15 protein-coding genes and 1 pseudogene are annotated in these 18658 nt (G+C 71.1%); 5 read left to right on the top strand and 11 right to left on the bottom strand.

Annotation, left to right across the window (positions count from 1 at the left end; translation table 11 throughout):
• The first annotated feature begins 276 nt into the window (after positions 1-276).
• The 3 genes from YWW_RS0123270 (at position 277) to YWW_RS34490 (ending at position 3514) form a co-directional block, all read left to right on the top strand.
• Complete coding sequence (locus YWW_RS0123270) at positions 277-1503, top strand: MalY/PatB family protein (RefSeq protein ID WP_026931985.1); 1227 nt, start codon at positions 277-279, stop codon at positions 1501-1503.
• A 157-nt stretch (positions 1504-1660) separates the two neighbouring features.
• The gene (locus tag YWW_RS0123265; RefSeq protein ID WP_035699752.1) at positions 1661-2689 is read left to right on the top strand and encodes a pectate lyase family protein; all 1029 of its coding nucleotides are present in this window, start codon (positions 1661-1663) and stop codon (positions 2687-2689) included.
• A gap of 84 nt (positions 2690-2773) precedes the next feature.
• A complete protein-coding gene (locus YWW_RS34490; RefSeq protein WP_026931983.1) occupies positions 2774-3514 on the top strand; it encodes a GNAT family N-acetyltransferase in 741 nt (246 codons plus the stop codon).
• Between the two features lie 304 nt (positions 3515-3818).
• Here the strand turns inward: YWW_RS34490 and YWW_RS0123250 are convergent, their stop codons facing one another.
• The 6 genes from YWW_RS0123250 to YWW_RS0123225 all read right to left on the bottom strand — a co-directional run bounded on the left by YWW_RS0123250 (position 3819) and on the right by YWW_RS0123225 (position 10228).
• Positions 3819-4112, bottom strand: coding sequence for a hypothetical protein (locus tag YWW_RS0123250; RefSeq protein ID WP_026931982.1), 294 nt, complete (start codon positions 4110-4112; stop codon positions 3819-3821).
• 59 nt (positions 4113-4171) lie between these two features.
• Positions 4172-6007, bottom strand: a complete 1836-nt coding sequence (locus tag YWW_RS0123245) for a beta-L-arabinofuranosidase domain-containing protein (RefSeq protein ID WP_081687710.1) — start codon at positions 6005-6007, stop codon at positions 4172-4174.
• Positions 6008-6088: 81 nt separating this feature from the next.
• Positions 6089-6904 carry a carbohydrate ABC transporter permease gene (locus YWW_RS0123240; protein WP_026931980.1) on the bottom strand — a complete coding sequence of 272 codons (816 nt, stop codon included), beginning with the start codon at positions 6902-6904 and terminating at the stop codon, positions 6089-6091.
• Positions 6901-7881: a carbohydrate ABC transporter permease gene (locus tag YWW_RS0123235; protein WP_026931979.1), complete on the bottom strand. Its 981-nt coding sequence runs from the start codon at positions 7879-7881 to the stop codon at positions 6901-6903. The genes YWW_RS0123240 and YWW_RS0123235 overlap by 4 nt, the downstream gene beginning before the upstream one ends.
• A 17-nt stretch (positions 7882-7898) precedes the next feature.
• Positions 7899-9143, bottom strand: a complete 1245-nt coding sequence (locus YWW_RS0123230) for a sugar ABC transporter substrate-binding protein (protein WP_026931978.1) — start codon at positions 9141-9143, stop codon at positions 7899-7901.
• 59 nt (positions 9144-9202) lie between these two features.
• Complete coding sequence (locus YWW_RS0123225; RefSeq protein ID WP_026931977.1) at positions 9203-10228, bottom strand: LacI family DNA-binding transcriptional regulator; 1026 nt, start codon at positions 10226-10228, stop codon at positions 9203-9205.
• 204 nt (positions 10229-10432) lie between these two features.
• On the opposite strand from YWW_RS0123225, the gene YWW_RS32550 reads away from it, so the two are divergent.
• Complete coding sequence (locus YWW_RS32550) at positions 10433-12145, top strand: carbohydrate-binding protein (protein WP_081687708.1); 1713 nt, start codon at positions 10433-10435, stop codon at positions 12143-12145.
• 56 nt (positions 12146-12201) lie between these two features.
• Here YWW_RS32550 and YWW_RS0123215 read toward each other — a convergent pair whose 3' ends face one another.
• Entirely contained in the window at positions 12202-13035 is an 834-nt protein-coding gene (locus YWW_RS0123215) for a protein phosphatase 2C domain-containing protein (RefSeq protein WP_211228669.1), read from the bottom strand.
• An 85-nt stretch (positions 13036-13120) separates the two neighbouring features.
• Between YWW_RS0123215 and YWW_RS38090 the strand changes: the two are divergent.
• A pseudogene (locus tag YWW_RS38090) lies at positions 13121-13387 on the top strand (heavy metal translocating P-type ATPase); the annotation flags it as partial.
• A 51-nt stretch (positions 13388-13438) separates the two neighbouring features.
• Here the strand turns inward: YWW_RS38090 and YWW_RS0123210 are convergent.
• The 4 genes from YWW_RS0123210 to YWW_RS32545 all read right to left on the bottom strand — a co-directional run bounded on the left by YWW_RS0123210 (position 13439) and on the right by YWW_RS32545 (position 18470).
• Positions 13439-14797, bottom strand: coding sequence for a GH1 family beta-glucosidase (locus YWW_RS0123210; protein ID WP_026931975.1), 1359 nt, complete (start codon positions 14795-14797; stop codon positions 13439-13441).
• A gap of 74 nt (positions 14798-14871) precedes the next feature.
• Positions 14872-15975, bottom strand: coding sequence for a carbohydrate ABC transporter permease (locus YWW_RS0123205; protein ID WP_081687707.1), 1104 nt, complete (start codon positions 15973-15975; stop codon positions 14872-14874).
• Positions 15972-16952 (bottom strand): carbohydrate ABC transporter permease, encoded by a 981-nt coding sequence (locus YWW_RS0123200; RefSeq protein ID WP_026931973.1) that lies wholly within the window; start codon positions 16950-16952, stop codon positions 15972-15974. Before YWW_RS0123200 ends, YWW_RS0123205 begins: the two co-directional genes overlap by 4 nt.
• A 75-nt stretch (positions 16953-17027) precedes the next feature.
• Entirely contained in the window at positions 17028-18470 is a 1443-nt protein-coding gene (locus tag YWW_RS32545; RefSeq protein ID WP_155830358.1) for an ABC transporter substrate-binding protein, read from the bottom strand.
• Positions 18471-18658 lie beyond the last annotated feature (188 nt).

Genomic DNA, 18658 nt, shown 5'->3' with positions numbered 1-18658 from the left:
GCTCGAACCAGTTCTCCTCGTGCGAATGATTCGACATCGTCACCGGCATCGCCGCCGGCCCTTCGGCGGCCAGCTCGACGGCAGGCCGCCCGATCGCCGAGGCGGCGTCGGCCCAAGCGGCGCGGGTGTGTTGGAGAGGTCCGAAGGCTCGCCGAGGAGAAGTCACAATGGCACACGCTATCAAGACAATGTTCTGCGGGCAACTTCAACCGACCCGAGCAGTGGGCGATGCTGTCATTGTTGAACGAGACGACCGTGCGACCGCAAGGAGACGCTTTGAACGGCGACCCGACCGCTCCCCCGAATCCGCTCGAAGCGCTGCCGCTGCCGCAGCTGCGGCGGCGGACCAGCGCGAAATGGCGCGAGCACCCGGCCGACGTGCTGCCCCTGTGGGTCGCCGAGATGGACGTCCCGCTCGCGGCGCCGATCGCCGAGGCCCTGCACCGCGCGATCGACCTGGGCGACACCGGCTACTCGGCGGGAGAGGAGTACGCGCACGCCCTCGCCCGGTTCGCCTCGGACCGCTGGCGGTGGCGCGACTTCCCGACCGAGCGCACCGCCGTCGTCCCCGACGTCATGATGGGCGTCATCGAGGTGCTCCGCCTGGTGACCGGGCCGGGCGACGCGGTGGTGGTCAACTCCCCGGTCTACCCGCCGTTCTACGCCTTCGTCTCCCACAGCGGCCGGAGGGTCGTGGAGTCGCCGCTGACCGCCGAAGGGCGCATCGACCTCGACCACCTCGGCGACACCTTCGCGCGCGTCGGGGCGGCGCACGACCGCGCCGCGTACCTGCTGTGCAATCCGCACAACCCCACTGGGGCCGTGCATACCCGCGCCGAGCTCGAGGCGGTGGCGGCGCTGGCCCGCCGCCACGGCGTGCGGGTCGTCGCCGACGAGATCCACGCTCCGCTGGTGCTGCCGGGCGCGGTGTTCACCCCCTATCTCACGGTGCCGGGCGCGGAGGACGCCTTCTCGCTCACTTCGGCGTCGAAGGCCTGGAACCTCGCCGGGCTCAAGGCCGCCGTCGCGGTCGCGGGCGCCGAGGCCGCCGCCGACCTGCGCCGCATGCCCGAAGAGGTGGGCCACGGCCCGAGCCACCTCGGCGTCATCGCCCACACCGCCGCGTTCGGCGAGGGAGGGGCGTGGCTCGATGCCCTCCTGGGGGCGCTCGACGGGCAGCGGGCGCTGCTGGGGCGGCTGATCGCCGAGCACCTCCCGCAGCTCGGGTACCTCCGGCCGGAGGGGACCTACCTGGCGTGGCTCGACTGCCGCGCCCTCGGCGTCGAGGAGGCGCCGCTCGACGGCATCGGGATCGTCTCCGACCTCGACGGGCCCGCCCGCATGTTCCTCGACCGCGCCCGCGTGGCCCTCAGCTCCGGGCACGTCTTCGGCACCGGCGGCGCCGGGCACGTGCGCCTGAACTTCGCCACCTCGGCGGCGGTCCTGACCGAGGCCGTCGCCCGCATGGGCCGCGCGGCGGAGGAGCGCGTCGAACGGCCTTGAGGCCGTTCCGGACTCGTTCTGCCCCGCACTGAAGCGCTCGCTTCGGCGCGGAAGGCGGGTCTCCAGCCTCGGCAACCCAATGCAAGCGCTTGCATCAAGCCGTGCAAATCGATATCATATCGACAAATAGAAATATCTCATTAGAAATGAGGACGGCATGGCACAGCGAAGAAGCGCGCGGACGGCGACAGCGGCGGGGTTGACCGGCCTGGTCGCCGCCGCGGCGACGGCGGTCGCGTTGCACACCGCGCACGCGGGCCCCTCGGCCGTCCCGGACGGGACGGCACCGCCCGGCGCCCAGCAGCAGCCGTTGGGCGAGGCGGACGGCTTCGCGTCCGTGAGCGCATTGGGCCTGGACGGCACCACCGGCGGCGAGGGCGGCCCGACCGTGGTCGTCGACACCACCGACGAGCTGCTGACGGCCATCGACACCACCGGTCCGATGGTGATCATGGTGGAGGGCACCATCGACATCACGAGCAAGCAGGGGGTGCGCCCGGACAAGACCATCCTCGGCGTGGGCGGCGACGCGACGATCAACGGCGGCGGCTTCGACTTCCACGGATCGTCCAACGTGATCATCCAGAACCTCACCTTCACCGATGCCGAGGACGACGCGATCAACGTCGGGCAGAACTCCCACCACATCTGGATCGACCACAACACCTTCGTCAGCCCGGTCGACGGGTCGATCGACGTGGTGCGGGAGGCCGACTATGTGACCGTGTCGTGGAACCACTTCGCAGGCACGGACAAGTCCATGCTGATCAGCCACTCCGACGGCGCCGGCACGGACGTCGGCCACCTGAAGGTGACGATCCACCACAACTACTTCGACGGCTCCGCGCAGCGGCATCCGCGGGTGCGGTTCGCCGAGCCGGTGCACGTGTACAACAACTACTTCCGGAGCAACGAGCTGTACGGAGTGGCGTCCACTATGGATGCCGGGATGCTGGTGGAGGGCAACTACTTCGAGGACGTGCCCTTCCCGTGCCACTCGGCCGGCGGCTATGCCGACAGCGGACCAGGGCGGCTGGTCGAGCGGGACAACGTCTTCGTGAACTCGGGGACGTGCGAGACCGCCGGGGCCGTCGCCGAGCCGGGCGAGTACTACTCGTACACCATGGACGAGGCGGCGAGCGTGCCGACGATCGTGCCGGCCGGCGCCGGGGCCGGGAAGCTGTGAGCGGGGCCCCGGGCGGCCTCGGGCCGCCCGGACCTCGGTGAAATCACGTTGTGTCGTGAGTGTGTCTCTCATAGTCTTCACGCCATGGATCTGCGGTTCGAAGTCGATGAGGCGCGCTGGCGCGCGTTCGAGGGCTCCCGCCTGCTCGGCGAGGCATGGACGGTGCGGCGCCCCGACGGGAAGCGGTTCGTCTCCTTCGGGGACGGCGCGGTGGTGGAGCTGGCGCGGCGCATCGGCGCGGAGTACGGCGAGGCGCTGTACACGCAAGTGGACGCCTCGGACGCGCGGTTGCTGCGGCTGCTCGGTTCGGTGCCGTTCGTCGGCGACCGCTTCGAGCACCGGTGGGAGGTGCCGACGCGCACGGGCCTGTCGGAGGCGCCGCTGGAAGGGTTCAAGGTGTACTCCCCCGAGGAGATCGGGCACGAGCGGGTGCGGGTCTTCGACGACCTGCTGCGGCAGGACATCCCGGGCCTGTGGGGCTGGCAGTGGACGGCCGGGGGGTGGAGGGCCGAGCACGGCTCGGCCTACGACCCGGCGCTGTACCCGGTGGTGTGGGATCCGCGGACCGAGGAGCTGGCGGGCATGGCGCGGGTGTGGTCGAACCCGGTCGGGCCGCGCCTGGGCCTGGTGGCGGTGGCGCGCGCCTTCCGGCGGCGGCGCCTGGGAGCGGCGCTGCTGGCGAGGATCGGGGCGCTCCTGGCCGAGCGGGGCTTCGAGACGGTGACGACCGAGTGCGACGCCTCGAACCTGGCCTCGTTCGCACTGCTGTCGGCGGCGGGAGGCCGCCGGGTGGGCGGCACCGTGGAGCTGGTGTACCGGCCATAAGCAGGCCCGTCGTGCATGGACGTGCACGTCGCCGGGTATCCGTCACGCTCACGAGGAGAGGGATGCCGACCATGAGCGGGATGTGGGGCCGTGTCGTCGACGCGGTCAAGCGATGGACCTCCGAACGCGACGGCGAGGGCGGGCCGCACGTCGGGCAGCGGGCCCCCGACGAGCCCGGCTTCGGCCGCCCCACCGGCGCCGAGCAGCGCCCCGAGGACGAGAGCGGGCGGCGCGCCCCCGGCCCGGACGAGGACCGCCCCGACGAGGAGGACCGGCGGGACCGCTTAGGCGACGGGCCTCGGCGTCACGGGGAACAGCTCGGTGCTCGCCCCACCACCCGGTCCCGTTCCTCGGTCATGGCCAGGCGCCTCGGGTCGGCGATGTAGCCGTCGATCGCGGCCTGGTCGGGGAAACGGTAGACCTGGACCTCGTGCGGGTGCCCGTCCGCGCCGTCGCCGACCACGCGCGACAGCAGCTCCCCGCCGTGCTCGGGGACGAGCGCGAGCACCTCGTCCTCGTAGGCGGTGAGCTCCTCTTCCAGGCCGGGCCGCGCCCGCAGCAGGCAGCACAGGTGCACGGGGGTGCCGTGTTCGCTCATGCCGACCATGCTGCCGGCGGCGGCGCGCGAGGCGAAGCGCGGTCTCGGCCACCGGATCGTCACACCGTCGGAAGGAACACCCGCATCGCCGAGCCTCCCCGCCGCGCCCACCGGTGGTACGGGACGAGGCGCACCTCGTGCCGGGCGGGCGCCGGGCCGCCGGGCGGGGCGGCCGGGCGGTACGGCAGGCCGCCCGGGGCGCCCGGCCCGGCGGGGGCCGAGCTCACCCATACGGCCGCGCCGTCGGCTTCGGCGCGCGGCGCGCGGGCGGTGTCGAGGCGGAGCTCGTCGAGGGACAGGCCGGGCGGCAGGTCGACCGACTCCGCGCACAGCACCAGCGGCCCCCGCTCGACGGCCACGCATCCGCGGACGGCGTCGATGCGCTCGTCGGGCCAGGTCAGGCGGGGGTGCACCGGCAGGTCGAGCGTGATGACCGAACCGGGTTCGAGCGGGCCGCGCACCTCGGCCCAGCCCGGTTCGACGCCCCTGTCGCCGGAGCCGTCGGACAGCGTGGCGCCGTGCGCCCAATGGGGCACCCGCAGCCGCAGGCCGGAGCGCGGGGGCGCGTCGACCACCTCGATCCGCACGGCGCCGTCGTACGGGTACCCGGTCGCGACGCGCAGCGCCAGCTCGCCGCCGGCGAGCGCCGCGCGCACCTCGCCCGAGGCGTACTGGAGCAGCGAGAGGGTGTCGCCCTCCACCGAGGCCGCATACGCCTGCCAGGAGGCCAGCGTGCGCGCCAGGTTCGTCGGGCAGCACGAGACGTCGAACCAGGGCGCCCGCACGCCGCCCTCGGCCCTCGGGTTGACCTCCCCGGGCCGCACGTCGGCCGCCGCGGTGCGCTGATGCAGCGGGTTGGCGTAGAAGAAGGCGCGCCCGTCCTCGCCGGGGGAGGCGGCGATGACGTTGTAGAAGGTGCGTTCCATCAGGTCGGCGTAGCGGACCTCGCCGGTGGCGAGGTGGAGCCGCCACGAGACCATGACCGAGGCGATGCCCGCGCACGTCTCGCAGTAGGCGCGGTCGGGCGGCAGCTCCCAGTCCTCGCCGAAGCCCTCGTCCTGGTGGCGCGAGCCCATGCCGCCGGTGAGGTACGTGCGGCGCTCCACGCTGCGGTCCCACTGCCGCCGGACGGCGCCCAGCAGCTCGTCGTCGCCGGTGTCGACGGCGACGTCGACGGCCCCGGCCGCCAGGTACAGCGCGCGCACCGCGTGCCCGCGCCACACCTCGGCCTCGCGCACGGGCAGGTCGTCCTGGAAGTAGGAGGAGTCCAGCAGCGCGACGGGCTCGAGTGTGCCGCGGCCGCGCCGTTCGACGAAGCGGCCCGCCTGCTCGGTGTACCGGGCCTCGCCGAGGGCGCGGCCGAGCTCGGCGAGACCGAGCTCGATCTCGGGGTGCCCGCAGACGCCCTGGCGGCCTTCGGGTCCGAACTCGCGGCAGACGTGGTCGGCGGCGCGCCTCGCCACGTCCACGAGCTTGTCCTCCCCCACGGTGCGCACGCGCGCGACGGCCGCCTGCAGCAGGTGCCCGGTGCAGTACAGCTCGTGCCCGGAGGACAGGTCGGTGTACCGGCCGGCCTGGCCGCCGTGCCCGAAGCAGGTGTTGAGGTAGCCGTCGTCGTCCTGGGCCGCGGCGATGCGGCCTGTGAGCGCCTCGAGGGTCTCGTTCGCCCACGCCTCGCCGGTGCGGCCGTACTCCCAGGCGAGGGCCTCGACGAGTTTGTAGAGCTCCGAGTCGGAGAACTGCCAGCCGGGCCGGGGCCCGCCGGTGTCGCCGTCGGCCACCCGGTCGAAGTTGGCGATCCAGCCCAGGCGCTCCATCCACTCCAGGCAGTGGCGCAGCGTGGCGTGCGCGTTCGTCTCCTGGAGGCGTCCCCAGAAGCCGCCCGACAGGCGCATGTCGTCCGGTCCGATGCCGCGGCGCGGGCCCCGGAGCGGGACGACCGGCGCGGCGGAGGGCGAGGCGTGGTGGTGCACGGATCAGTCCTTCACGGCCCCGGCGGTCACGCCGGCGGCCACATAGCGCTGGGCGACGACCAGGAGGATCGCCGCGGGGAGGGAGGCGATCACGGCGGTCGCCATGATCGCGTTCCACTGTGTGGTGTTGTTGCCGATGTACTGGTAGATGCCGAGGGTGATCGGGACGTACTCGCCCGAGCGGCTGAGCGTCGAGGCGAAGATGAAGTCCGACCAGGCCCACAGGAAGGCGAACAGGGCGACGGTGAGCGTGGAGTTCCGGCTGACCGGGAGCACGACCTTCGTGAACGTGCGCCAGGCGCCGGCGCCGTCGATGCGGGCGGCGTGGACGAGGTCCCTGGGGATGCCGGCCATGAACGTCGTGTACAGCAGGACGCCGAACGGGACGGCGATGGTCGAGTCGGCCACGATCAGCCCCCACACCGTGTTGAGCAGGTCCAGGCGCACATAGATCGCGTAGAAGCCCATCGCCATCACCACGGCCGGGATCATCTGGGCGACCAGCAGCAGGAAGTTGAGGGCCCGCCCGCCGCGCAGGTTGAGGACGGCGAGCGCGTAGCCGGCCGGCGCGGCGATCGCGACGGTCAGGGCGACGCACCCGAGTCCGACGCCGAGGCTCGTGCCGAGCGAGGGCAACTGCTGCGACAGGGCGGCGGTGTAGCCCTCGAAGGTCGGATCGCTCGGGAACCAGTTCGGGTCGCTGCGGCGCAGATCGCCGGTGGGGGTCAGCGAGACGTTGACCATCCAGTAGACGGGGAACAGCATGAGCGCGGTGAACACCACGCCGAGGGCGGTCTTCCACAGGGGCCTGGCGGTCATGACTTCTCCCAGTCGCGCTGCATCCGCAGGTGGACGAATCCGAAGACGAGCGCGATGACGATGAGCAGGTTGCCGATCGCGGCGGCCGGCGAGAAGTCGGGCTGGCCGGTGCCGAAGGCCTCCCGGTAGGACCAGACCGCGAGGGTGAGCGAGGCGTCGCCCGGCCCGCCGGTGGTCATGATCCAGATGACGTCGACGACCTTGAGCGTGTAGATGAATCCGAGCAGCAGCGTGATGGCCGAGACGGGGCGCAGCAGCGGGAAGGTGATGCGCCAGAACCGCTGCCGGGCCGTGGCCCCGTCCAGGGAGGCGGCCTCGTAGAGCTCGTCGGGGATCTGCTGGAGCCCGGCGTGGAGGATGACGAGGTTGAACGGGACGCCCAGCCAGATGTTCGCGATGATCACGGCGGTCAGCGCCGTGTCCGGCGAGGTCAGCCAATTGATCTGGGAGCCGCCGAAGGCCTCGATGACGGAGTTGACGATCCCGTTGTCGCTGTTGAGCATCCACGCCCACGTGGAGGACGAGACGATCAGCGGCAGCAGCCACGGCACGAGGAACAGCGCGCGCAGCACGCCCGAGAGGCGGAAGTTCGCGTGGAAGAACACCGCCAGCGCCAGTCCGATCGCGTATTGGAACGCGATCGAGACGAGCGTGAACACGGCGGTGTTGACCAGGGCGGCCGGGAAGGCGTCCGAGGCGAAGACCTCGGCGTACTTCTCGAATCCGGCGAACGCCGGGTCGCCTTGGACGAAGGCCCGCACGGTGTAGTCGTGCACGCTCAGCTCGATGTTCCGCCACAGTGGATAGGCGTAGAACACGGCGAGGTAGGCGAGGAGCGGCGCGGCGAAGCCGATCGCGGTCCAGTGCCTCGCCGTTCCGGGGAGGCCGCGGCGCCCGTTCCGGCCGGGTGCGGCGGGCGAGACGCCCGCCGCACCGCCGGACGCGCGCCCGGTCGCCTCGACCGAGGTCGTGGTCATGCGCAGATCACTCCGTCTCAGCCGATCGCGGCTTCGGCGTCGGCCTGCGCCTGCCCGAGCGCCTCGGCCGGTGTGGCCGAGCCGGACAGCGCGTTCTGCACGGCGGTCCACATCGCCTCGGAGATCTTCGGGTAGTCGGTGCCGAGATTGTCGCTGGTGCGGCCCTTGGCCTCGCGGACGGCCGTGACCCACGGTTCGAGTTCGGGCCGGGCCTCCAGCAGCGCCTCCTGGCCTTCGGCGGTGGGCGGCACGTAGTAGGCGAAGGTCTCCGCGGTCTCGACGAAGCCCTCGGGGGTGGTCATGCACTCCACGATCTGGCGGGTGACGTCGTAGCGCTCGGCGTCGGACTGCACGGGCGCGATGATGAACTCGCCGCCGGTGGGCGCCGGCGCGATGCCGCCGTTCCGCGCCGGGATCTGGATGACGCCGGTCTCGAAGCCGGCCTCGGCGGCGCTGTTGACCTGCCAGGTGCCGTTGAGGGCGAAGCCGAACTCGCCGGTGAGGAACTCCTCCCAGGTGGTGTTCTGGGAGTTGGTGAGCACCGAGTTGGGCGCGTAGCCGGACTCGAGCCAGCCGGTCCACAGCTCCAGGGCGGCCACGGCCTCGGGCGAGTCGAGCTCGCGCAGATCGGCTCCGGCGCCCCAGAACCAGGGCAGGAACTGGAACGAGCCTTCCTCGGTGCCGATGGCGGCGAAGGTCATGCCCTTGTCGCCGTTATCGGTAACTTGGGCGAGCGCGGCCGTCAGGGTCTCCCAGTCGGTGATCGAGGCGGGGTCGACGCCCGCGGCGTCGAGGACCTCGGCGTTGTAGTAGATCGCCAGGGTGTTCGCACCGATGGGGATGCCGTAGGTCTGGTCGTCGACGACACCGGCGGCGAGCAGGTTCTCGTCGACGCCGCCCACGTCGAGGCCGAGCTCGTCCACCGTGGTCAGCATGCCGGTGTCCGCCAGTGTGGACACCGCGGGGTTGTCCAGCAGGATGATGTCCGGGCTGGTGCCCTCCTGCGCGGCGAGCAGCGCCTGGTTGGTCAGGTCCGTGGTGTCCGAGGCCGTGCGCTCGATCGTCACGCCCGCCTCCTCGCCGCAGGCGTCGACGCGCTCGGCCCAGGCGGAGTTCTCGTCGTGCTGGGGGTAGGGGTCCCACCAGGTGTAGGTGTCGGCGTCAGCGCCGTCGTCGCCGGACGAGCACGCGGCGGCCAGCGCGAGCGCCGTGGCGGCCAGGCCCGCCGCGGCGGACCGGGCGAGGGGTCGGTTGTCCTTCATGGTTTGTTCCTCCTTGAACGGGGCTCGACCGGCGAGCGCCGGTCGAGGCGAGGGGATGGTCAGTGCCCGACGGGCGGGGCGGCGGTGCTGCCCCGGTCGACGAGTTCGGGCGAGACGAACCGCACCACGTGCGGCGCGTCTTCGGGGTCCTGCTTCTCGATGCGGCGCACGAGTTGGCGCACCGCCATGCGCCCGAGCCGGTCGGGCGCGCTCTCGATCGAGGAGAACGGCAGCGAGAAGGTGCGGGCGAACTCGTCGGAGTAGCGTCCGATGACGGACAGGTCGTCCGGCGCGGAGAGGTTCCGCTGGTGGAGCACGGTCGGCAGGGCCGCGGCGGCGGCCTCGTTGTTGAGCAGCAGGCCTGTGGCCTCCGGGTGGGCGTCGAGCAGGGCGTGGAGCTCGCGCCCGATCTCGGGTTGCGCGGAGGAGCCGTAGACGGCGTGCAGGGCGAGGCCGCGGGCGGCGGCGGTCTCGATCGCCGCGTTCCGCAGGCGCCAGACGTAGGCGCCGCCGCGCTCGACGACGTGCTCGGGCTGCGAGACGAGGATCAGTTCGCGGTGCCCGAGGCCGTGCAGGTGCTCGACCATGGCCCGACCGGACTCCTCGAAGTCGAGGTCGAAGACGTCCACGCCGGTGCAGTCGGCGGGCAGGCCGACCAGGGCGCCGGGCTGGCGGGCGGCGCGGAGCACCGGCAGGCGGTCGTCGTCCTCGGCGACGTTGAGCAGCACGACGCCGTCGACCATGCGCGAGTCGGTGATGCGCTTGAGCGCGGCGGGCCCCTCGGGGTCGGAGCTGAGGAGGATGTCGTATCCGAGATCGCGGGCCGACTCCGTCACGCCCTGGATGTACTGGAGCATGGCCGGGGCGAACTCGTCGGGCAGGAACTGGGCGAGCAGGCCGATCACCCGGGTCTGCGAGGTGGCCAGCGCACGGGCCCCCGCGTTCGCGGTGTAGCCGAGCTCGCGCGCGGCTCGCTGGACTCGCGCGCGCACCTCGTCCGAGATGGCGCGCTTGCCGCTCAGGGCGTACGACGCGGTCGAGCGGGCCACGCCCGCGGCGCGGGCGACATCGCCGATGGTGGCCACGGCGTCCTCCTTCATCGATTCGTCGAATCGAACCGGTTCGAATCATAGTTGCCAGCTTGAGCGAACGCAAGTCTCATTCCACGTCCTTGAACTGCCGAAACTCTACAACACATTGAAGTTCTTGCATTGAACGGCGTTCGAAACTATCGTCGGCCTCGAGCCAGAACATCGAACCGGTTCACCTTCTCAACGAGGAGCCATCTCATGCACCGCACTGTGAAACGAGCGTTGACGCGATTCAGCGTCCTCGCCCTCGCCTTCGGCGCCGTCATGGCGGGGACCACCGCCCCCGCCGGCGCCGAAGGCCTGACCCTCAACGTCGACGTCGGTCAAGTCGTCCGCCCCGCGACGCAGGTCGCCTCCGGCGGGCTGTACGGCGTCGGCTCCGACTCCCAACCGAGCACCGACATGCTGCTGCCGCTGAACCCGACCAGCTTCACGCAGCCGGCGCCCGGCACCACGCACCTCGGCAACGGCGCCACCGAGCCGTGCTGCGACTCGCTCGAAGTGGGGCACAACATCACGCGGGCCGGCGCCCAGCAGTTCATCCGCATGCCGGACATCTACCCGTCCTTCCCCTACCGGTGGCAGGGTTGGGACGACTGGGAGGAGAAGGTCACCACCATGGTGAACGACCGCCTGGAGGCGACCGGCACGACCAACGTCCACGGCTGGGAGCTGTGGAACGAGCCCGACTGGACCTGGGACGACGCCGCCGGTTCCTTCCACGACGGCTGGACGCGCACCTACGAGCTGGTGCGGTCCCTGGACTCGGTCACGCCGATCGTCGGCCCGAGCTACGCCCAGTACGACCACGACCGGATGCTGTCGTTCATGACCCACGCCCGGGACACCGGCACGCTCCCGGACGTGATCGTGTGGCACGAGCTGGACGACATGAACTGGGACGCCTTCGACGACCACGTCGCCGACTACCGCGCCATCGAGGCCCAGCTGGGGATCTCGCCGCGCCCCATCGCCATCAACGAGTACAACAGCTACAACCAGATGGACATCCCGAGCGTGGCCCTGCACTGGATGAGCGTGTTCGAGCGCCACGGCGCCCGCGAGGCGCACCGCGCGTACTGGTTCGAGGCGGGCACCTTCGACGGTCTGTTCACCCTGGACGACCAGCCGACCGCCTCGTACTGGCTCTACCGGTGGTACGGGGCGATGACCGGGAACATCGTGGAGACGGTGCCGAACAGCTGGATCGACGGCGTGGCCTCCTATGACTCCAGCCGGAAGATCGTCAACGTCGTCTTCGGCGGCGACTGGGGCGACAACACCGTGAACGTCGAAGGGCTCGGCGATCTCGGATCCTCGGTGGACGTGCGGATCCTGTACACCCCCGGCTCGGGGCGTCACACGCACGTGCCCTCCCCCACCGTCGTCTCGGACACGACGATGGCGGTCTCGGGCGGCCGGATCTCAGTGCCCGTCGCCGACATGGACGCCGAGGGCGCCTACCAGCTCCTGATCACCCCGGAGGGCGGTCCGGCCACGTCGTGGCAGCAGGTCTACGAGGCCGAGAACGCCACGGTCGTCAACGCGGACACCTTCGGCTCGGGCAATGCGTCGAACGGGTACTACGTGGGCCGGATCGACAACTCCGGCGACATGCGCTCGGACTCCTTCGTGGACTTCACCGTGAACATCCCCGAAGCGCGGTCCTACACGATGACGATCAGATACGCCAACGGCACGGGGGCGACCTCGACCCACGGCCTGGCCTACAACGGCGGCGGCTGGTCCACGGTGTCGTATGCGCCGACGGCCGGCTGGGGGCAGTTCGCCACCACGAGCGTGACGGTCGACCTGCACGCGGGGTACAACGTCATCCGCCTGGCCAAGGGCTCGCCGTACTTCGACGGCGGCACCGGCTACGCGGAGCTGGACAGCATCACCCTGAGCTGACGGGCGCGCTGAACAAGCGAGCGCCGGGCCCGCGCGCGGGCCCGGCGCTCGCTTGTTCAGCGCGGTCGGAGCAGCACCGCCGTGGCGTCGTCGTGGCGTTTGGAACGTTCGCCGAACCGCGGGTCCGCCTCCTCGGCGGCGCGGACGGCCGAGATCAGGCTCGGGACGCCTTGGGACAGGCCGAGGTCGAGCAGCTCGCTCCAGGTGCGGCCGTAGCGTTCGACCAGGCGGGTCAGGCCGTCGGTCAGCAGCGCGACCGCCTCGACGCCCGCGGCGGGCTCGGCGCCGGTGAGCGCCCGCTCGGCGGCGCCGGGATCGGTCGAGGCCACCCAGAAGCCGCCGGGGCGGTTGCGGACCCGCGCGATGTAGTCGACCGGGTAGCGGCGGAGGCGGCCGACCGTGACCGCCTGCGGCGGGTCCGGGAGGCGGGCCAGGCGGTCGTCGGATCTGACCTCGGGCGCCCGGCCCTTCGCGCGCCATGCGACTGCGCAGTCGCCGAGGACCAGCCATTCGAGACGGTCCTCGGCGAGGCGGGCGACGGCGACCGTGGCGGCGGGCGAGACGGGGTTGTCGAGCTCGCAGGTATCGCGGTGGGCGTCGGCGACGGCCTCGATCCCGCGCGCCAGGGATTCGCGCGGCGTCCGTCCGGCCGCCAGTGCCGCCGCCAGCGAGGCGCCGAGCGTCGCGACGTACCAGGGCACGTCGTGGACGCAGCCGTCGTCGGGGTAGCGGGTCACGCCGTCGAGCACGACCGCCCACGAGTTCGAGGCCAGGAGGAGGTCCTCGTTCGGCGCGGCGCCGCCCGCCTCGGTGGCGGCCTGGATCCGGGCCGCCGCCCTCGTACCGCCACCGGGTTCGGCGGCCGTCGGGCGTTCGGGAGGCTGGTGCACATCGGGCCCCTTCGGCTGCGGGTTCACGGTCGTAGCCGGGGGTGCCGGCCCCCGCAATGAGAGTAGGGCCGCTTCGAGTACCGGCAAGTGGTGCTCACCGGCGCCGGCCGCCCCGGTGGTGGTGTGGGCGACCCGGCCGTTCCACCGCGCCGCCCCGGTGCACCTGCGCCACGGCGCGGACACGATGGACACGCTGACCTCGGTCGGCACGGTCGCGGCCCTGCCGTGGTCACTGTACGCGCTGCGGTTCGGCACCGCCGAGACCCCGGGCCTGACCCGCCCCTCCGAGCCGACCGTCGAGCCGAACGACGGCACCGCGAACATCGACCTCGAGGTCGCCGCCGGAGTGACGGTTCCGATGACACCGCGCCGCTGCCCGGGACGCCCGGGCAGCGGCGCGGTGTCACCCCCAGGCGAGGGAGGCGCCGCCCGAGGCGATCACGCCGCGGTACCACTCGGCGCTGCGCTTGAGGGTGCGCCGCTGGGTCTCGTAGTCGATGTGGACCAGGCCGAAGCGCTTGGAGTAGCCTTCGCCCCATTCGAAGTTGTCCATCAAGGACCACAGGAAATAGCCGCGCAGGTTCACGCCCTTCTCGATCGCCTCGCCCGCGGCTCGCAGGTAGCCGTCGAGGTAGGCGATGCGGGCGGCGTCGTCGATCGCGCCGTCCGGACCGATCTCGTCGTCGAAGGACGCGCCGTTCTCGGTGACGTGGACGGGCAGGTCGGTGTACTCGGCGGCGAGCCGTTCGAGGACGCGGCGGAGGCTGTCCGGGCTGACCTCCCACCCGAAGCTCGTCACCTGGCCCTCCGGTGGGAGGGCGCGCCCGCCCAGGTGGGCGTCGGTCTCGTCGGCGGCGATCCGGAAGCGGTGGTAGTGGTTGACGCCGACGAAGTCCAGCGGCGCGGCGATGGTCTCCAGGTCACCGGCGGCCACCGCGTCGAAGGCCTCGGTGTTGCGGTAGTGCCAGACCATGTCCTCGGGGTAGCTCCCCTTGAACAGCGGGTCGAGGAACAGCCGGTTGCCGTTGCCGTCGGAGAGCTGCGCGGCCGCGTGGTCCGCCGGCCGGTCGCTGGCCGCTTCGACGTCGGTCATGATCACCGCGGAGCCGATCCGAGCCGCGGGCCGCCTGGCCCTGATCGCCTCGGCGGCCAGGCCGTGGGCGAGGTTGAGGTGGTGGGCGGCCCGCAGGGCCGCGGTCAGGTCCCGCCGGCCGGGCGCGTGGACACCCTCGTGGTATCCCAGGAAGGACACGCACCACGCCTCGTTGACCGGGATCCAGTCCTCGACCAGGTCGCCCAGCGCGGCGGCGGTGCGCCCGGCGTAGTCGGCGAAGCGGTGGGCGGTCTCGCGCTCCGGCCAGCCGCCCTCGTCCTCGAGGATCTGCGGCAGGTCCCAGTGGTAGAGGGTCACCACCGGCAGGATGCCCCGCGAGCGCAGGTCGGCGAGCTGGGCTCGGTAGAAGTCGACGGCCGCGGGGTTGAGCTCGCCGCGCCCGGCCGGCTGGAGGCGCGCCCACGAGACCGACATGCGGTAGCCGCGCAGGCCGAGGTCCTCGGCGATCGCGAAGTCCTCGCGCCAGCGGCGGTAGTGGTCGCAGGCGACCGCGCCGGTGTCGCCGTCGCGGGTCTTGCCCGGGGTGGCGGCGAAGGTGTCCCAGATCGACGGCGCCCGGCCGTCGGCCTCGGCGGCGCCCTCGATCTGGTAGGCCGCGGTGGACGCGCCCCAGATGAAGTCCTTCGGGAACGGGTTGGCTTCCGTCATGTGGTCTCCATAGCGTTGGTAGGTGGCCCGGGGGGGCGGGTGCGGCTGATTCGGACGGTTCGTCTGTCGGCTGTTCATTTGTCCACACCGGTCACGACGATCCCCTGGACGAAGACCCGCTGCGCCGCCAGGAAGATCGCGACCGGCAGGGCCAGCGCCAGGAGTGCCGCGGCCATGATCAGGTGGGGCTCGGAGTTGTAGACGCCGTTGAAGTAGCTCAGGCCGACGCCGATGGGAACGATGTCGCGGTTGCCCGCGAGGTACAGCAGCGGTTCGAAGAAGTCGTTCCAGGCGTAGAAGAAGTGGAACAGGCTGACGGCGGTCAGCGCCGGGACCGCCTGGGGGACGATCACCTTCAGGAAGGTGCGGATCGGGCCGGCGCCATCGATGCGAGCGGCCTCCTCCAGCTCTTTGGGGATGGTCAGGAAGTACTGTCTGAGCAGGAACACGTTGAACGCGTTCGCGAAGAAGTGCGGCACGATCAGGGGCAGGTAGGTGCCGACCCATCCCATCTGGAGGAACACTGCGTACTTCGGCACGAGGGTGACCGCCGGTGGCAACAGGATCGTCGCCAGCAGGAGCCCGAACAGGGCACCGCGGAACGGGAAGCGGAACCGCGCGAAGCCGTAGGCGACCACCGCCGAGGAGACGACGGTGGCCACTACGGTGGTGAGGGCGTAGAACAGCGTCCAACCGGTCAGGCGCAGGAAGTCGATGGTGTTCCAGGCCTCGGCGAAGTTGCCCCACTCCGGCGAGAGGCCGGACACGGGTTCGAGGGTGCGCCAGCGGCCCTCCCATTCGATGGGGCCGGCGCCGGGATCGTCGGGGTCGATGAAGACACTCGACTCCCTTCCGGGTTCGAGCAGCGCGAGCTCACGCACCGAGCCGTCGGGCATGGGCACCGCGTAGACGTCGTGTTCCTCGCCCTCGTACTCGAAGGTCTCCGCGGCCACCGGGAGGATCGGCGAATCGGGGTCGGACACCCCGTCCTTGTCCTTCAGTGCGGTGACGGCCCCGTAGCCCAGCGGCATCAGGAATATCATCACCAGCAGGAACGCGCCCAGGGTGGTGCAGAGTGTCCACATGAGGGCCTTGCGGCGGCGGCGCAGGACGGCTTCGCCGTGACGGCGCTCCGCGGGCCGGGGCGGTTCGATGCGCTCGGGTGCTTCGACGGTCATGACCGCTCCGTTCCGTAGTGGACCCAGAACCTGGCGGTGCCGAACAGCAGCGCGGTCAGGGCCGCGACGACCAGGAAGATGAGCCAGGCCAGGGCGGCGCCGTAGCCCATGTTCCCGAAGACGAACGCCTCCTCATAGAAGTGGACGAGGAGGAAGCGGCTGGATCCGTCCGGGTGGCCGCTGGCGCCGAAGAGCACCCAGGGCACCACGAAATACTGCATGATGAGCACGCTGCCTATGACGAGGTTGTAGAACATGACCGGTGAGAGCAGCGGCAACGTGATGCTGCGCAGCCGCCGCCACCAGCCGGCCCCGTCGATGGCCGCGGCCTCGTAGAGCTGGGTGGGGATGCCCTGGAGGCCGGCCAGGTTGATCATCATGGTGTTGCCGACGCCCCACAGGCCGATGAAGCTGAAGGCGAACAGGACCAGCACCGGGTTGTCGAACCAGCGCAGGCCGGAGGTGCCGGTGGCCTGGACGCCGGTGAGGTCGATGATCCGGTTGAGCCAGCCGGTCTGGGGGTTGAGCACCTGCTGCCAGATGAGGATGCCGGCCACCAGTGGAATCATCGACGGCGCGTAGAACAGCAGGCGGAAGAAGCTTCGGCCCTTGAGTCTGGCCGAGTTGAGCAGCAGCGCCAAGGCGAGGGAGACCACGAGGCTGAGCGGCAGGAACAGCACGGTGAACCTGAGGGTCACCAGCAGCGCCGACCAGGTCTGCGGGTCGGACAGGGCGCGGTCCCAGTTGCTCAGGCCGACGAACGAGGTCTCGTCGGGGTTCGTCAGCTCGAAGTCGAGTGTGGAGAAGACCAGCGAGGCGAGGATGGGGAGCATCCAGAACAGGACGAAGCCCACGATCCACGGCGAGATGAAGGCGAAGCCCCAGCGAGCTTCCCTGCGCTGCATGGAACTCGCGGTGCGCCGGGGCTCTCGCGGGCGGTGCCGGGCGGTGAGCACCGCTTCGGTGAGGTCAGACATGGCGTCCTTTCGAGGAGTCCGCCGGGCGGGCCGCGAATGCGGGCGGCCCGCCCGGCGGGTCGAGCAGCGGTCGGGTCACTCGGCGTCGAAGACGACCTGGAGTTCTTCTCGCAGCGCTTCGAGCTCGGCGTCGATGTCCAGGCCGGGTTCCTGGGCGAACCTGGTGCCGTATTCCTCGATCACGGCGTTGGCCTCCAGGAAGTTCGGCATGCCGCCCTCGTGGGAGGGGGTGTCGACATAGGTCATGCCGTCGACGGCGACGTCCCAGTTGATGTCCTGGCCTTCGAAGTTCTCGGCGCCGACCCGTTCGAAGTAGCCGTCCTGGAGGCTGATGCGGGCGGGCATGCCGCCGTAGGTGGCCGTCAGCTGCTCGGCGGCGTCGCCGAGCAGGTAGGTGAGGACCTCGAACGCCTCGTCGGGGTGCTCGGTGTCGGCGGTGATGGAGAAGGTGTCGGCGTGGAGTTTGGCGGTGGTCTGGCCGTTGTAGGAGGGGACGGCGGCGGTGTCCCAGTTGCCCTCGAAGCCGGCCATGCAGCAGGTGGCGTACCACAGGTGGGTGTTGCCCATCGCGAGGTTGCCGGACTCGAACCAGGAGCCGGCGCCCATCATGTCGGAGTCGCCGTAGGGGCCGTTGGGCATGAAGTGGTCCTCCCACATGCCGTCGTAGTACCAGTGCTGAGCCTCGGCCCAGTGCTCGGGGATCTGGGCGTTGCCCTCGGCGTCGACGAAGGAGCCGGCGCCGAAGAGGGCCGACTGGGCTCGGATGTCGGCGAAGACGTTGCCGAATCCGAACTGGACGATGTTCTCGGGGTCGAAGGCCGGGTCGGTGGCGTCGTTGCCCTCGGCGTCGACGGTCAGCTGCATCGCCAGCTCGGTCATCGTCTCGATGTCCCAGGGCCGCTCGTTGCCCTCGGCGTCGACGTAGGGGGCGCCGTACTCCTGGGGCGGGTATGGCAGTCCCGCCTCGTCGAACAGGTCGAGGTTGATGTACATGAAGGAGGGGAAGACCGCGAAGGGCAGGCCGATCTGGCCCTCCTCCTCGATCTGGTAGAAGTCCACCAGCGCCGGGTCGAAGTCGGAGAGGTCGTAGTCGTTCTTCTCGATGTAGGGCGTCAGGTCGAGCCAGGCGCCCGGGAAGGTCGAGCGGCCCCGGATGCCCATGGGGCCGACGATGTCGGGGGCGTCGCCGGTGGCGATCTGAGTGCTGAGGATGTCGGGGGCCTGCTCGGCGTCGACGATCTCGAGCACCAGCTCGATCTCGTCCTGCGAGGCGTTGAACTCCTCGACGATCTGCTCCTGGGCGGGGATGGTGGGGGCGTCGGAGCCCGCGCCCATCCCGACGAACCAGCGGATCTCGACGCGGTCGGAGGCCGCCGAGCCACCGCCGTCGAGGCAGGCGGCGGCGAGCAGGGCGGTGCAGCCGCCGACGGCGATCGCGCGAAGGGCCGCCGAGCCGCGCCGTTTCGCAGTGGCGCGGGCGTCGCCGGAGGCGAGGCGGGTGAGAGGTTCGATCCTCATGGGTTGCTCCTTGGTCCAGACCGCTGGGCGCGCCGGCGGTTCGGGAGGGATATCTCGAAAGGTTCCTTCGGGGGTGTTCAGTGGGGACGCGCCGCCGGTCCTGGTGCTCGCGCGGCGGCGTTCGAGGCGGTCGGAGGTGGTCCGGCTGTAAGCTGAAACTGTTGTACATCACTTACTTATAAGACTTA

It is taken from the genome of Glycomyces tenuis DSM 44171, assembly GCF_000427885.1.
GTDB classification, from domain to species: domain Bacteria; phylum Actinomycetota; class Actinomycetes; order Mycobacteriales; family Micromonosporaceae; genus Glycomyces; species Glycomyces tenuis.
Note: the sequence above shows the minus strand (reverse complement) of the source record. Positions and strands in the feature narration are given on the sequence as shown.